This is a genomic window from Nostoc sp., assembly GCF_036917515.1.
Taxonomy (GTDB): domain Bacteria; phylum Cyanobacteriota; class Cyanobacteriia; order Cyanobacteriales; family Nostocaceae; genus Nostoc.
In genome coordinates this window covers 1-15,098 of sequence record NZ_JBALDE010000070.1, presented here as the reverse complement: position 1 = coordinate 15,098, position 15,098 = coordinate 1, and the positions used below count along the sequence as shown (strand labels likewise).

The following is a 15,098-nucleotide window of genomic DNA, read 5'->3' as shown; positions in this document are numbered from 1 at the left end:
AACCTCCGAGACTTTTATTTATATTGCGATGATACGTATTATGCTTCGACGACTCGCATGAGTTTTTACTTTCTTGGACTTTTAAAACATCCTCTCAGGAGGTGGTCGGAAAAGTTGCTTGGCAATGGCATCACGATAAAGACCAATCAATCAAGCTTGTAGTGAGCATGATCTGCGATCGCAAGTCGTGCCAAAAATTGGTGAGTATTTTGCCGCCAAATGATGGAGAATTTTTTTCTTTGAGCAACTGCCTTTAGCCGATAGCAATCTTCAAAAAATTCTGAAAATTACATTATCCATTGAACACAATCCCATAGCACGTTATCTGGCAAAGCGCCATGCCCCTGTCCTGGGTGACAGGCTTTGTTGTTGCTTGATAAGCGTCTTCAAAAGCCCTCTGCAAATAATGTTCAATTTGCAATGGAGTCGTCAATCGTTCTGCCAAAAATGCAATTGCTTCATTGGTAATCAAATCTTCAGGCAGATAATCATCGTGAATACACTCGCTCAATAGCCATTTTATAAACTCAACCTGATGTCCCCAATACTGAATACAGCGATTTACTTGAGGTATCTGCATCCAGATGAAGCTTGAGTTTAACCATTGGCTATTTCTAAGGATTGCTCAGAAGCGATCGCCCAGGTTTTTGGAATCGTCCCCATACAGATCACCAGCTAAAAAATGTTACACATATTCTTTACTTGAGTGAAGGATGGAATCCAGGGTGGAGAGGGTGTTTTCAGATTCTTAATGACAATCAAACCAAATCAGTGGTAAAGGAAGTGACACCTCTGCCGCAATACTCAGTTGTTATTGTACGTTGCGATCGCTCCTGGCATATGGTTTCTCTTATTTCCTTAAATGCAACCCAAGACCGCCTAAGTTTACACATGATCTTTTGGGCACCAGAATCTTAGATATTTATTTTTCATGTGTATGAGTTTAGTTTTTCAGGAATGATTTGCAATCGCACAAGTGATAGTTTTGGAGTTGGCGATCACCATCCGAATTTACTCATGCAAATACTTAAGCGATGTTGAACAGCCGATAATGCTTTTATGTGCCTATTGCAGGCGATCGCAATAATGCCATTGCCATTGCCAGTCCTACTCCCATTACCAGTAATACTGTTGCTAATGGCAACACCACTACCAGAACCAGTCAAATTCAATGCAGAGGCTTCTTTAGCTCTCTGTTCCTTTGCGATTTCCAAAGAACTCATGGTGGAAGTCGAAGTAATAAATGCAGGTTACAGACAACTAAATGAATTGAAGTTTGAAAGTTTACTACTTATCAAGTAGTGACCAGTAAAAATATTTTACTTTGTTAGGATATCATTTTTACCAATTTAACTGGTAAAATCTTAGAAACTGTATAATTAATTACAAATTACTATATTTGCTACATATTGATTTTGGCTACACGAACCTTGACAAAAACCACAATAGTCAAAAATTGCATTAACAAAGCTATAAAGTTTGAAAGATAATCTTTTATGACCATTTTATCTAATTTTTTATTGAAGGAGTAATTAACTTAATTTTTTCAATAAGTAAATTTTATTACAAATTAATGAATTATTACTTAGAATCAAGCCACATTTTGATTATTTACTATCTGAGTGAGTTACCAACCCAAAGCTGATTACTCAAAGTATTTACTAAAGTACTGCGAAGAATCTCATGAAATTTCAACTCAAGTTTATCTAAGCATCTTGATTATCCATGAACACAAATATTTGTCACCCCGAAAAATACTACATTCGCCTTTTGAGCTTAGGTATAGGTATTTTAGTAGTATTGTTAGGTATTTTCGCCAGTATTTCTTATGGTGCGGCTGACATTCCCATGGCCAAAATACTTACTGCATTTACTAACTATGATGATTCCAATGAACATATTATCATTCGCTCAATGCGCTTACCGCGTACACTGATTGCAAGTATGGTCGGTGCTAGTTTGGCTATAGCTGGGGCGTTAATGCAAGGACTCACCCAAAATCCCTTAGCCGCGCCTGGTATTTTGGGAATCAATGCAGGTGCAGCCTTAGCAGTGGTAGTAATAGTCTTTGGCTTGGGTACATCAACACCCGCCCTGATTACCCTTGTAGCATTTTTGGGAGCATTGTTAGCAGCGATCGCAGTTTATTCCCTTGGTTCTCTGGGACAAGGGGGTGCAACACCATTAAACTTGACTGTTGCAGGTGCAGCCCTAACTGCTTTGCTATCTTCAATTACCACAGGTGTACTGATTTTAAGTGAGCGAACTCTTGAAGAAGTCCGCTTCTGGTTAGCAGGTTCTCTAGCAGGACGAGACTTCAATCTCTTTCTAACTGTGCTGCCCTGGATGATAGTAGGATTATTAACAGCTTTTGCCTTGAGTAGACAAATCAATGTCCTTAGCTTAGGAGAGTCAGTAGCTACAGGCTTAGGTCAGCAAACAGGTTGGATCAAGTTGGCAACAGCATCGAGCGTTGTCATATTAGCGGGTAGCGCTGTAGCACTAGCAGGGCCTATAGGCTTTGTCGGTCTGGTTGTTCCCCATCTGGCGCGGGGAGTGATGGGTGTTGATTATCGTTGGGTATTGCCTTGTGCAGCTGTGTTTGGTGCAGATTTACTAGTATGGGCAGATTTAGCAGCCCGTTGGTTAATTAGACCCCAAGAATTACCTGTTGGCGTAATGACAGCAATGTTAGGAGCGCCCTTTTTGTTGTATCTAGTGCGTTGGCAGGTGAAGAGAGGATGACAACAATTCAAAATTCAAAATTCAAAATTCAAAATTTAATACTCGGCAACCAGCCTGTAACTAGAGTATTGTTGCTGTTGTTATTACTTACCCTTGCTGTCTTGGGGATGAGCCTTAGTTTGGGAGATTATCCTGTCCCACCAGCAGATATAGTGAAAGCTGTTGTTGGTTTACCAACAAGAGACTCAGAATCTCCCTTTGTTGTTGTTACCTTGCGTTTACCTAGAGTGTTAATCTCTTGGTTGGTAGGAGTGAGCTTGGCAGTTGCTGGTGCAATTTTACAAGGATTGACACGTAATCCTTTAGCCGATCCTGGCATCATTGGAGTAAATGCAGGTGCAGCTTTAGCAACGGTAACTTTGATTGTATTATTCCCGGCTGTACCCAGTATGTATTTGCCCCTAGCAGCCTTTGGTGGTGCTTTTGTTGTGGCCTGTCTCATCTACTTGCTAGCTGGCACAGGAGAAAAATCACCTCTGCGCTTAGTGTTGGTAGGAGTAGCACTAGCAGCAATTATGGGAGCTTTTACTACTTTGATGTTGACTTTCGGTCAAATCAATGACGTCAGTAGAGCGCTGGTGTGGCTGGCAGGTAGTGTTGCTGGTAAAAGTTGGGAGCAAGTCTGGCAACTGCTACCTTGGATAGTTGTCTTTGTTCCCTTGGCATTACTACTGGCGCGGGAACTTGATACTCTGCAACTGGGTGACTTGGTAGCTAAAGGACTCGGTAGCCGAGTCACATGGCAAAGAAGCAAATTATTGTTAGTGAGTGTGGCGCTAGCTGGAGCAAGTGTAGCGATCGCAGGTACAATTGGCTTCGTTGGATTAATGGCTCCTCATTTGGCACGCTCCCTTGTTGGATCAATACATAAAAATTTACTACCAGTCGCCGCCTTGATAGGAGGATTGTTGCTAGCAGCAGCAGATTTTTTAGGTAGGACTTTATTTTCTCCAACAGAATTACCCTGTGGTTTACTAACTGCTGCCTTAGGAGCGCCTTATTTTATCTATTTAATGTATCAAAGGCGGCGGCGACAAGTATAAGAGAAAGAAATTAGGTGGTCAGTGTCGCTCCACTAAATCAAACTCGCTTTGTTGTACTACCCTATAGGCAGTTCAAGCATAATAAACTCAAGTTAATTAAAAGACTTGGGTATGGCTTTCGTAACTTTAGCAATTTTCGATTACGCAGTTTATTAAACTGGCACTTTTCTATTAATTCTCCATAAAAGTAACCGAAGAACCGTGATCGCTCTTTGGGAAAAACTTTTTGGTTTACTGAAAATTACCCTTCAGTCCAATACTTTGGCGCAGCGATCGCTTACCACATGAAGCTGGAATGGTACTTAAAAACTAAGCCTAAAGCCCCAATTCACTTTTCTTTGAGCTTTAATCCCAAGGCTATACCTTTTAACAATTGATGTGTCCTGCACCGAACAGTCTGGCGCTGACAATGGCAAACTGTCGAACGGAACCACAACCAAAGATGGCTACTATATCTCTTGGTGTAATCTCTGCAATATCAGCTCCAAAGTATGCTGTAGGGAAGATGTCAGAAAGAAGAATTACTTGGTCATCTGTAACTTCTTTTAGTAGTTTGATAAACCCTGTATTAGCATAGGGAATTCTGGCATATTCTGCCTGCAATCCATCAAAGAGGCCAGCTGCTTCTGGTCCTCCGAAAAAGGCTGTCCCGGCATTATGTCTGTGGGGATTGGCGTTATCATATTGAGCATGATATTCTATACGGGAGTAAGAACAGTAGCCGCAAGCAATTGTTAAGGGAACGACAACGCGATCGCCTACTTTCAAATTCCGCACATTGGAGCCAATCTCTTCAATAATTCCAACACCTTCATGTCCCAGAATTATACCGAGTTTCATTCCTGTGAATGTTCCCCGAATCATGTGTAAATCTGTGCTGCAAATTGCGCTATAAGTTAGGTGGGTGAATGATGGCATCTGTTGGCTCTTTAATTTGAAGTTCTGGTACGTTATCTAATCGAATATCTACAATTTTGTGGAAAACAACTGCTTTCATTGTAAATACTCCTGACTTATGACAATTTATATTTCAGAACCAAACAAATCGCATAGCTGGAATTTTTAGCTACTAGAAAATCCCCGAAAACGATTATGCGCTCTAGTAATAAATCTGGTATCAAATTTCAACTATTTAATGGATAATTTTCGCCAACAATTAAGTTTATTTTGAACTACATTACATCCGTACTCAAAATTTATAGTATCGACATTGCTATAGTTTCTTATCATCCTCTAGAAGGATATAAAATCTGGATAAATATCAAGTAAAAAGACTAGAAGCAATAGTAAACTTTTTAGCAAGATGATAGTTAGTAGCGATCGCTTTCGACAGAGCCATCTTACTAACCCAATCAAATCATTATAGAATAACTAGGGATTAAGGATTTCCGCTTCCACCCGCCGCGCCATACACTTGTCCGGTAGCATAGCTTGACTCTTGCGAGGCAAGGAGCACGTAGGTGGGGGCAAGCTCCGCTGGCTGTCCAGGCCGTCCAATCGGTGAGTCACCGCCGAACTTCTCGACTTTACTCTGTGGTTGACCGCCACTGACCTGGAGCGGTGTCCAATAAGAACCAGGCGCGATCGCATTTACACGGATGCCCTTTTTAGCAAGCTGCTTTGCCAGTGACTTGGTAAAGGCGACCTGCGCCGACTTGGTTTGGGCATAGTCGAGCAGGTTTTCGCTAGGGTCATAGGCTTGGACTGAGGAGGTATTGATGATACTTGCACCGGGACTGAGGTGCGGTACGGCAGCTTTGGTAATCCAGAACATCGCGTAGACGTTCGTCTTGAACGTTGAATCGAACTGCTCGGTCGTGAGATCGAGAATTGAGTCAACAGACTGTTGTTTACCAGCATTGTTGACTAAAATGTCGAGTCCGCCGAGTTCGCGTACGGCATTAGCGACAAGCTGATTGCAGAAGTTTTCATTCCGAATATCGCCTGGAATCGCCACCGCCTTGCGTCCTGCTGCTTGAATCAGTTGGATGACCTCGCGGGCATCTGGCTCCTCGGCAGGGAGATAGTTGATCGCAACATCAGCACCTTCACGTGCAAAGGCGATCGCTGCTGCTCGACCAATGCCAGAATCACCGCCTGTGACGAGCGCCTTGCGTCCCACTAGCCGTCCAGAACCTTGATAACTTGTCTCACCGTGATCGGGTCGCGGGGTCATTTTGCTGGCAAGACCGGGTGGCTCCTGCGGTTGTTGCGAAAAAGGCGGACTCGGATATTGCTTAACTGGGTTCTGCTTGACAGACTGGTTGGGTTTTTCCTGGTTGGGTGTCTGTCACTTGTTGATTTGTTGGGGTAGATGTTTGTTGTGCGAAGACTGGTGCCGCTTGCGCTGCGACAACGCCAATGGATAGCCCGCCGAGAACTTGACGGCGTGAGGCTTTTTTGAAAATATTTTTTTGTTCCATACTGAGTTTCTTGACTTGGATTTCGCTCTGCTGAATTGATTTGAAAGCAGGTTCTCGGCAGATCCGCAAATGCTAGGGCAGGTTTAGCCGAAGCATCTGCAATGAGACTGATAGAAATTGGCATCAAAGCAAAGTGCCATGGAAGAACAGTTCCGGCACTTGTTGCTGTTGTTCGGAAAACGGCGGCTTTGGTCTTTGTGACTGTAGGTTCTGTGAGGTCATTAACTCTCCTTTCAACCCGGTTTTGAGTAAAAAAACTACAGTGCATTTGTATAGCTGCTCTTGCTCGAGCAACTAGCGCAGCATCTGTTCTAATGCTTCTTACGCGTGTTGTTTAATTCTTTGTTCTTACTAGTTAATAATTAACTATGTATCCTTTTATCCAACCTCTAACTACAGAATGAGATTAGGTTTAAATTATTTATTATTGTGTGTTTCCGAATACAAATTGATTTAAAGTAATTGAAAATTCCCAAGAGAGCAAAGGTATCTAGATTAATGCTTAATGAAACTTCAATACAAAAATTTAGCTAGGTATACTTTGTTTCATTTAGGTTTTATTTGTTGGAACGATTTCGTGCTTTATCTATAACTAGAATGAAGCACCAAGTAAAGCGTCTTAAGTTAAAGTATTGGATAGGTAATGAAAGTCAAAATGGATAACTTGACGAAACTAGAGTATTACCGTGCAGAGACTAGACACGAGTTTAGCCTATTAGGACAGCGAGTGAGTTGGTATGTAACCTGTCAATCGTTTCTAATCATTGCCTTTTCGTCAGGAATGAGTAATTCCAATGTCTATTTTAGGTTAGGCATAGGTTTCATACTTCCTACACTTGGCATTATTACCTCCATACTGATAAAGCCTTCTATTGATGGAGCGATCGCCATTATCAATAAATGGGGAGTTAAGGAATATGAAGTGCTGCAAAATGAAGATTTAAAGGATTTTAAGATAAAAAGGGCATACGAAAAGGTAAAGTCTAGCTTTTACAGAGAAGTTGAACAGAGAACAGACATAATACAGAGAGAAAGCCTTAAGTTTGCCAAACTCGTTCCTGTTGTTTTTATCTACGGGTGGATCTGTCTTTGTATTTTAGGTGTCACTGTAAACCTGAAATTTTAAAGCAAACATTCAATCTACCCAAGGTAGTAGAGCGAAAGCAAGTATTAAGAATATCAAAGACGATTGTTTTTTTCGGACTCATTACAAAATATATTGAGTGGCAGTTTCTTTTAGTTCACAGATTTCTTTAGCATAAATGCAGACCCTAAAGAAGTACCTACCTTTTGGCTTAAATCAGAATCGGTATAAGTAGCAGTTTGCGCTCGTGAGTGCTTTAGAGTTGACTGAAGCTAAATGCTTGTATTGATAGGAATTGTAAGCAGCGATGTCTACGACGGGCTACGCCTACGCACTAAATAAAGCATTGACTTAAGCTAGATGCTTATCTTGTTAGGAAACGGTTTAATGCAAATAGTGAGATTGTCTTTGCAGTCTGGCAATTGACAATCTCTATTGAGAGATTAACGATCGAATTCTAACGACACAAGACATTATGAATCAAGGAAGCGTCATATCTCTCAGCAGCATTAATGCAGATTTTCAGGTACGAGTTGATCGCCGTCCAGACTTAAGTGAAACGCTCCTTGCTAGTGATTTTCTTCAACTGAGTGGAGGTAAGGCAGCTAATGTTGCCTATCTTGCTCACAAACTCGGTCTTCCTGCTATACTCATTGCTCATGTCGGTGCTGATACGCTGGCAGAACAGGCGCTCAAACCTCTGCAGGAGATTGAGGTAGACCTGAAATATGTACATGCGATCAAGGGCAAACCAACGGGTGTTTCCATGATTACCGTACCCCCCCGATGGCAAAAAGGGAATTATTTTAGCTGGAAATGCAAATAACATCTGGGCAAAGGAAGATATTGCCACTGTGCAAGATGCGATCGCCAATGCAGCTTCTGATTCAGTACTGGTAGTCGATTACGAGATTGCGCCATTCATTGTTGAACCTGCGATTAATGCTGCCTGTTTTGCAACGGCGGCTTCCCACGTCACCGTAACCCGGTATGGTTCTCAACCAGCCTATCCAACGCGCTTAGAAATTGATTCCATGTTTCAACAACTCACACCCCATTATGTTCTCTGATCACAACACTTATGACTCCAAAGAAGCTTGGAGCCTTGTTTTTGATGGGTACGATCCAAAAGATGAAGGCCATCGGGAAGCACTCTGTACGTTGGGCAATGGCTATTTTGTCACTCGTGCGGCGGCGATCGAGGTGACAGATGACGAAATCCACTATCCTGGAACCTACCGAGCAGGTCTTTATAACCGCTTGGTAACATGTATTGAAGGTGAAGCGTCCGATGATGAATCGCTTGTCAATTTACCTAACTGGCTGCCGCTAACATTTCGCATTGATGGCGGAAATTGGTTTTCTATTGATGCGGTTGAAATTCTGACTTACTGCCAAACCCTGGATATTAAAGGCGGAGTTCTGCATCGTCAGATAAAATTTCGCGATTGGCAGGGGCGACAAACAACGCTACACGAGCAACGGTTTGTCAGTATGGCTCAACCCCATCTTGCTGGATTGCAACTTCAGCTAACCGCGGAAAACTGGTCGGGTGAAATGGAAATTCGTTCCGCGATCGACGGACAGGTGACAAACAACAATGTTAAACGCTATGAACCTTACAATCAGCAACATCTGGAGCCATTAAGAACTGAAACCATTCAACCAGAAGGCATCTGGTTGATGGTGCGAACCAAGCAGTCTCGAATCGAGATAGCTGTAGCGGCGCGTACCCGTGTTTTTGTGGGTAGTCATGAAGTAAATTTGCCCCGAACTGTTGATCGCGAAACTGCACAAATTGGCGAAAGGTTGCAGCTTCAAGTTGAACGGGGTACAACGATCCAAATTGAGAAAATTGTTGCCCTCTATACCTCCCGTGACCACGCGACCAGTGAAAGTGCTGAAGCCACAAGGCAGGCAATCCAGGATGCTCCCAGCTTTGCCGAACTGCTAATTGCTCATCAATGTGCCTGGAAACGGCTCTGGATGCGCTGTAATATTGAGCTTGAGCCAGTGGAAAATTTACGGACGTTACGGCTGCATATCTTTCATATCTTGCAAACAGTTTCACCTCATACAGCAGATTTAGATGTAGGAGTTCCCTCACGAGGCTGGCATGGCGAAGATTATCGCGGACACATTTTCTGGGATGAAACCTTTGTACTACCGTTTCTTGCCTGTCGCTTTCCAGAAATCGCGCGCTCGATGCTGTTATATCGTTACCGTCGCCTTAGTGCAGCAAAAATTCTTGCCCGTCAACATGGCTATAAAGGTGCAATGTTTCCCTGGCGCAGTGCCAGTACCGGACGTGAAGAAACACCCCATTTTCAGTTCAGCCTGCTTTCAGGGCATTGGATGCGCGATCACACAAACTTACAGCATCACATTAACGCTATCATTGCCTGTAATCTGTGGCGCTACTACAACCTGACGAACGATCTTGCCTTCCTGATGGACTACGGGGCAGAGATGATGGTTGAGATTACCCGCTTTTGGGCGAGTATTGTAACCTATAATCCTGACCTTGATCGCTACGAAATTTGCGGTGTGGTTGGGCCTGATGAATATCACACCGCTTATCTAGATGCCAAAACTCCCGGTATCAACAATAATACCTACACCAACGTCATGGCAGTTTGGACGCTCTGTCGAATGCAAGAAGTCCTCAATTTACTGCCACCTTCTTGTTGTCGTGAATTCTGCGATCGCCTCAACCTGAGTCAAGAAGAAATCAAACATTGGGATATTGTCAGCCGGAAGATGCGCGTAGTTTTTCAAGACGACGGTATTTTAAGCCAGTATGAAGGGTTTGATCGCTTGCAAGAATTTGATGTGCAACCGTTCTGCGATCAGCAGTTTAATTTAATCTTGGAGGCAAAAGGAGATGATGTCAATCGCTATCAGGTTACTAAGCAAGCAGATACCGCGATGCTGTTCTTTTTACTGTCTGAGACAGAATTGACAACATTACTAGAGCGTAATGGTTATTCCTTTAATCGGACACAAATGCAGCGGACGATCGCTCATCATCTTCGGCATACAGTGCATGAGTCCAGCCTCTCCCGACTTGTGTATGCTGGGGCGCTTGCCAGATGCGATCGCGAAAAATCCTGGCAGCTATTCATGGAAACACTGTTTGCCGATTTATCAGGGGCAAGTAGTGGAGAGACAAAAAATGGCATCCATTTGGGAGCAATGGCAGGTACACTCCATCTCCTTCAGCACCATTACCTTGGGTTACACGCTTACGGCAGTAACATTTGTCTCGATCCATACCTGCCAACTTCGCTAAACCGATTTTGCGTTAGCCTTCAGCATCAAGGGAATGATTTAGAAATTGAGGTCATCGACAGTCATCTGAATGTAACAGCATCGCCAATTAACTTATCATCCGTTCAAATTGTTTGCTGGGGTAATGTGATGGATTTACAACCTGGTACTTCAATCACTTTCAACCTGCTACATCCGGTTTCCTCAGTTAAAAGCCATTGAAGGAATAGACCTCTTGTACAAATGCAAAATTCGCCCACCCTGCGGGATCTTGCTACATCCCCCAACCCCTTCTCCCAAAATTGGGAGAAGGGGAGCCAATTTCAAAGTCCCTCTCCCAAGCTTGGGAGAAGGATTTAGGGTGAAAGCTCATTGATTCATGCAAGAAGTCTAATAAACTCTGAGCTTGAGAGGTAGATAGATGTTCATAATGACTCTCAAATATTCAGTTGTTATCTTTCACTAGGAAGACGCGATCGCACAACTGCTTCCGTACGATAGTATGAGTCGAAAGCTTGTAATCGCCTCAGACCGGAATAGCACTAAGAAAAGCTATTTGTTGGGGTGAGGCAGGAGGTAGGAGTTATGAAATCTTTGTGCTGCAAGACGTAATGGTTTTTATTTTCTTTTCCTCCTGCCTCCTGCCTTATCTTCGTGCCATTCGCCTCAAACCGTTTGTGGTCAGCTATTACAAGTAAAGTAATTTAGGAGTTTTGAACATTATGAATCAGACCTTGACCCGTCCCCTGGCTGTTGTAACGGGTGCCTCAAGTGGTATCGGCTATGAACTCGCCAAACAGTTTGCTCAAAATGGCTTTGATCTGGTTGTCACAGCCACCGGATCTAGCATCAATGAAGTGACTGGTGCTTTTGAAGAACTAGGTGCTTTTGTTGAAACCGTACAGGCGGATGTTGCCACATACAATGGAGTCGAAACCCTAATTAGCCAAATTCAAGCCATTGGAAGACCAGTGGAAGCGATCGCCATTAATGCCGGAGTTGGGGTTGGTGGCAAGTTCACTGAGACTGACCTAAAGGAGGAACTGAATCTGATCGACCTAAATGTGGTGTCATCGGTTCATCTCGCCAAATGGGTAGTCAAGGATATGGTTGATCGCGGTAACGGCAAAATTCTCTTCACATCCTCAATTGCTGCACTCATGCCTGGCCCATTTGAGGTGGTGTATTCAGCCTCGAAAGCCTTTATTCACTCCTTTGCAGAAGGACTTCGCAACGAATTAAAAGACACGGGTGTAACAGTCACAGCGCTTATGCCTGGTCCAACGGATACAAACTTCTTTCACCGAGCCGGAATGGATGATACCAAGGCGGGTGCAGACAAGAAGGATGACCCAGCTATTGTTGCTAAACAGGGGTTTGAGGCTCTGATGGCAGGTAAGGATGACCTCGTTGCAGGCTCATTAAAAACCAAAGTTCAGGGCAATATCAGCAAGGTTTTGCCAGATACAGTTAATGCTGAACTGCACCGTAAACTCACTGAGCCAGGAGGGGCTAGCAATTAATCGTAAGCAAAGAAAAATCTTATGGTCAGTCAATTGGAGAAGTTACCGACAGATGAAATATTAGGTACACTGGAACCTGTTGTCTACTTTGATGGTGCTATGCCTACAGGTGTAACGGTATCTCATCAAGGACGCATCTTTGTCAATTTTCCGAAGTGGGGTGATGAAGTTGCATTCACGGTGGCAGAAATCCAAGATGGTCGTCCGGTGGCTTATCCCAATGAGGCAATTAATCGCACAAACTCAGATAATCTTGCACAAACGCTTGTATCTGTGCAAAGTATTGTGGTTGATCCCTGCGATCGCCTGTGGATTCTCGATACTGGTAGCCCAATGTTCCAACCGACTCAGTACGGTAGTCCCAAGCTGGTTTGCGTTGATTTAACAAGCAATCAAGTCATCAAAACGATTCTCTTTCCCCAAGATGTAGCATTGCCGACGACTTACCTTAATGATGTCTGATTTAACTTGCGGCGTGGTGTACAGGGTACAGCATTCATTACCGATTCATCAGATCAAGGAGCGAACGGGATTATTGTCGTCGATTTGGCATCTGACAAAAGCTGGCGCAGACTGCACGATCATCCTTCCACAAAAGCTGAAGAACTATCGAGCTTTCTGCCTGTGGTTGAGGGTCGCCCATTCATGGGACGTCAGCCAGACGGGTCAATCAAACCCGTCAAAATGGGGGCTGATGGAATTGCGATTAATGCAGATGGATCACGCCTGTATTACTGTCCCCTTGCTAGTCGTCTCTACAGTGTTGCGATTGATGCTCTTGTAGATCGAGCGAGCGACGATCATGCTGTTGCTGCAACGGTAATTGATGAGGGAGATAAAGGCGGCGGTGCAGATGGACTCGAATCAGATGCAGACGGATGTATTTATGCAACTAACTATGAACACAATGCAATTGTGCGTCGTCATCCTGATGGAACATGGGAAACGGTAGTACACGATCCTCGCCTCCTTTGGCCTGATACCCTTTCAGTAGCAACAGATGGTTATCTTTACGTCACAGCTAACCAGTTGCACCGTCAAGCAAGCTACCAAAAGGGGCGCGATTTAAGTCAGAAGCTTTATAGCCTCTTCCGCATTCGCATTAATGCTCAACCTGTCCTGTTGCGATAAATTCTTCGATGCAGCTGATTGTTGCAAAAGGAAATACACAATGGTATTGAATATCAAGGATTTACAGATTCATAGCCCTGCATTTACTTCTTTAGAACATATCCCGAAACAGTATACCAGCGACGGTGAAAACATCTCACCTCCTTTGGAATGGAGTGGGCTACCAGCCGGAACCCAGCAATTAGCACTCATCTGCCATGACCCGGATGCACCCCTACCACAGGGGTTTACTCACTGGCTAATCTATGGCATTGGGCAAACAATTAACCAGATTGCGGAAGGGGGTGGTAGTAAATTTACTGAAGGCGTGAATAGTACCGATCAGCCGGGATATACCGGGCCTGCTCCACCACAGGGGCATGGACTTCACCATTACTATTTTTGGTTGTATGCTCTAAATGCAGAGCTTGGACTAAAGCCAAATATGAACCGCGAGCAACTATCTTAATGCGATCGCTGACCATGTAATTGAACAGGCGCGGCTGGTTGGAGTTTATGAGCAAAAGTAGTAAGCTAATCAGCATTTAAGCTGCATAATATAAATGCAGAGCCGAATGGCACTCTTGTAAACGTGAAACCCTTATAAGGGCGGGGTGTGGAGTGTTGGGGATAAGCGTTAATTTATAAGTATTCTTCGATAAGTTCTTACTTTTGACCGTGCAACCTCAACACCCTTATACTCAAAAGCCTTATAGCTTATGGATTTAGCAAAAACAAACAACTTCAACTGGAATAATTTATTTTTTGGGATTCACTGACTACTCTCAATTAACCGCCAGATTACAGAATTTTATGTTGTCATTTGTGCCGCAGGAAATGAAAGACCCTGCTCCTTACTATCTGTTGACAAGTATCGTTGCTCCTCGGCCAATTGCATGGGTGTCTACAATTAGTATCTCTGGAATTCCCAATCTCGCCCCATATTCGTTTTTCAATGCAGTCGCTGGTTTTCCACCAACCATTATGTTCTCGATCGCATACCATAGACGTGAGCCGAAAGAAAAAGATACATTACGCAATATTCATGAAGTTGATGAATTTGTGTGTCATGTAGTGGATGAAACACTGGCAGGAGCAATGGTTCAAACAGGAACAGAATTTCCTTATGGAGTTAACGAGTTTGAAAAAGCAAACTTAAAAGCTATTCCTGCTACAGATGTTCGACCATTACGGATTGAAAGCTCACCTGTTGCAATGGAGTGTAAAGTCACACAAATCGTTCCAGTCCAAGGAAGCAATAATGTGATGGTATTAGGTCGAGTTTTACGATTTCATGTGCGTGAAGACCTATACCGCCAAGATTTGGGGTTAGTTGATACTGTAGGGATGCAGCCGATTACGCGCTTAGGTGGGTCAGTTGAGTATACAAAGATTGGGGAATTATTTGAAATGAAAACTCCAAAGCTATAATTAGGAAAAGGTGGGGTGATGTCGAAGAATTTAAATACACCGTTATGGCTATCAAAAGCTGAAAGCGCCGAAAAATCAAACTTTAACTATCGACAATATCAAAAATTTAACCCTATGAGCTGCGCGAAAACTTGCCAGTGAGTTGGGACTACCTCAAAAAATGAATGAGGATTTGAAAAAGGAGGCGCTGATTGCTTCTCTACTCGACTGGCGGCAGCAGCAAGCTTGTCAGTTTTGAGTTACGCTTCAAGAACTTGGAGTAGTACTGAAGACTTAAATGTAGGTACAGATTTTGTCAAGTCTTCCGTGAGTTGGGTGTTGGCGGATAACTTGGAGAACTTGACCCTAAGTGGAAGTGGAAAGTCCCCTTGCGGGGTAATATAGCGGTTCTCAGTTGGGTGCAATATAGTAACAGCAGTGGGTGAACCATCCAATAATGTCTTTTTTAGTTACCGCATTCAGAGCATTT

The 15,098-nt window shown here is 43.4% G+C and carries 14 protein-coding genes and 3 pseudogenes; 12 read left to right on the top strand and 5 right to left on the bottom strand.

Going from position 1 to position 15,098, the window contains the following annotated elements:
• Window positions 1-292 precede the first annotated feature (292 nt).
• Window positions 293-580: a hypothetical protein gene (locus V7K89_RS08395; RefSeq protein ID WP_335186135.1), complete on the bottom strand. Its 288-nt coding sequence runs from the start codon at window positions 578-580 to the stop codon at window positions 293-295.
• Between the two features lie 41 nt (window positions 581-621).
• On the opposite strand from V7K89_RS08395, the gene V7K89_RS08390 reads away from it, so the two are divergent.
• The gene (locus V7K89_RS08390; protein ID WP_335186133.1) at window positions 622-918 is read left to right on the top strand and encodes a 2OG-Fe(II) oxygenase family protein; all 297 of its coding nucleotides are present in this window, start codon (window positions 622-624) and stop codon (window positions 916-918) included.
• Window positions 919-998: 80 nt separating this feature from the next.
• On the opposite strand, the gene V7K89_RS08385 is transcribed toward V7K89_RS08390, so the two are convergent.
• Window positions 999-1,223, bottom strand: coding sequence for a hypothetical protein (locus tag V7K89_RS08385; protein WP_335186131.1), 225 nt, complete (start codon window positions 1,221-1,223; stop codon window positions 999-1,001).
• 502 nt (window positions 1,224-1,725) lie between these two features.
• On the opposite strand from V7K89_RS08385, the gene V7K89_RS08380 reads away from it, so the two are divergent.
• The 3 genes and pseudogenes from V7K89_RS08380 to V7K89_RS08370 form a co-directional block, all read left to right on the top strand.
• Window positions 1,726-2,745, top strand: coding sequence for a FecCD family ABC transporter permease (locus V7K89_RS08380; protein ID WP_335186129.1), 1,020 nt, complete (start codon window positions 1,726-1,728; stop codon window positions 2,743-2,745).
• The gene (locus tag V7K89_RS08375) at window positions 2,742-3,788 is read left to right on the top strand and encodes a FecCD family ABC transporter permease (protein WP_335186127.1); all 1,047 of its coding nucleotides are present in this window, start codon (window positions 2,742-2,744) and stop codon (window positions 3,786-3,788) included. Before V7K89_RS08380 ends, V7K89_RS08375 begins: the two co-directional genes overlap by 4 nt.
• Window positions 3,789-3,865: 77 nt before the next feature.
• A pseudogene (locus V7K89_RS08370) lies at window positions 3,866-3,973 on the top strand (transposase); the annotation flags it as partial.
• Window positions 3,974-4,154: 181 nt separating this feature from the next.
• Here the strand turns inward: V7K89_RS08370 and V7K89_RS08365 are convergent.
• From V7K89_RS08365 to V7K89_RS08355, 3 genes and pseudogenes are all read right to left on the bottom strand, one after another.
• A complete protein-coding gene (locus V7K89_RS08365; RefSeq protein ID WP_335186124.1) occupies window positions 4,155-4,706 on the bottom strand; it encodes an alcohol dehydrogenase catalytic domain-containing protein in 552 nt (183 codons plus the stop codon).
• A 460-nt stretch (window positions 4,707-5,166) separates the two neighbouring features.
• Window positions 5,167-5,997: pseudogene (locus V7K89_RS08360) on the bottom strand (SDR family oxidoreductase); the annotation flags it as partial.
• A 28-nt stretch (window positions 5,998-6,025) separates the two neighbouring features.
• Window positions 6,026-6,211 carry a hypothetical protein gene (locus V7K89_RS08355; RefSeq protein WP_335186122.1) on the bottom strand — a complete coding sequence of 62 codons (186 nt, stop codon included), beginning with the start codon at window positions 6,209-6,211 and terminating at the stop codon, window positions 6,026-6,028.
• 655 nt (window positions 6,212-6,866) lie between these two features.
• Between V7K89_RS08355 and V7K89_RS08350 the strand changes: the two genes are divergently transcribed.
• The 8 genes and pseudogenes from V7K89_RS08350 to V7K89_RS08315 all read left to right on the top strand — a co-directional run bounded on the left by V7K89_RS08350 (window position 6,867) and on the right by V7K89_RS08315 (window position 14,629).
• A complete protein-coding gene (locus V7K89_RS08350) occupies window positions 6,867-7,337 on the top strand; it encodes a hypothetical protein (RefSeq protein ID WP_335186119.1) in 471 nt (156 codons plus the stop codon).
• A 433-nt stretch (window positions 7,338-7,770) separates the two neighbouring features.
• The gene (locus V7K89_RS08345; RefSeq protein ID WP_335186117.1) at window positions 7,771-8,121 is read left to right on the top strand and encodes a PfkB family carbohydrate kinase; all 351 of its coding nucleotides are present in this window, start codon (window positions 7,771-7,773) and stop codon (window positions 8,119-8,121) included.
• A gap of 28 nt (window positions 8,122-8,149) precedes the next feature.
• On the top strand, window positions 8,150-8,365 hold the full coding sequence (locus V7K89_RS08340) for a hypothetical protein (protein ID WP_335186115.1): 216 nt from the start codon (window positions 8,150-8,152) through the stop codon (window positions 8,363-8,365).
• Window positions 8,355-10,787: a glycoside hydrolase family 65 protein gene (locus V7K89_RS08335; RefSeq protein ID WP_335186113.1), complete on the top strand. Its 2,433-nt coding sequence runs from the start codon at window positions 8,355-8,357 to the stop codon at window positions 10,785-10,787. The genes V7K89_RS08340 and V7K89_RS08335 overlap by 11 nt, the downstream gene beginning before the upstream one ends.
• Before the next feature lie 500 nt (window positions 10,788-11,287).
• Window positions 11,288-12,088, top strand: coding sequence for an SDR family NAD(P)-dependent oxidoreductase (locus tag V7K89_RS08330; RefSeq protein WP_335186111.1), 801 nt, complete (start codon window positions 11,288-11,290; stop codon window positions 12,086-12,088).
• Window positions 12,089-12,109: 21 nt separating this feature from the next.
• Window positions 12,110-13,219: pseudogene (locus V7K89_RS08325) on the top strand (L-dopachrome tautomerase-related protein).
• 40 nt (window positions 13,220-13,259) lie between these two features.
• On the top strand, window positions 13,260-13,667 hold the full coding sequence (locus V7K89_RS08320) for a YbhB/YbcL family Raf kinase inhibitor-like protein (RefSeq protein WP_335186109.1): 408 nt from the start codon (window positions 13,260-13,262) through the stop codon (window positions 13,665-13,667).
• A 344-nt stretch (window positions 13,668-14,011) separates the two neighbouring features.
• Window positions 14,012-14,629, top strand: coding sequence for a flavin reductase family protein (locus V7K89_RS08315; protein ID WP_335186107.1), 618 nt, complete (start codon window positions 14,012-14,014; stop codon window positions 14,627-14,629).
• Window positions 14,630-15,098 lie beyond the last annotated feature (469 nt).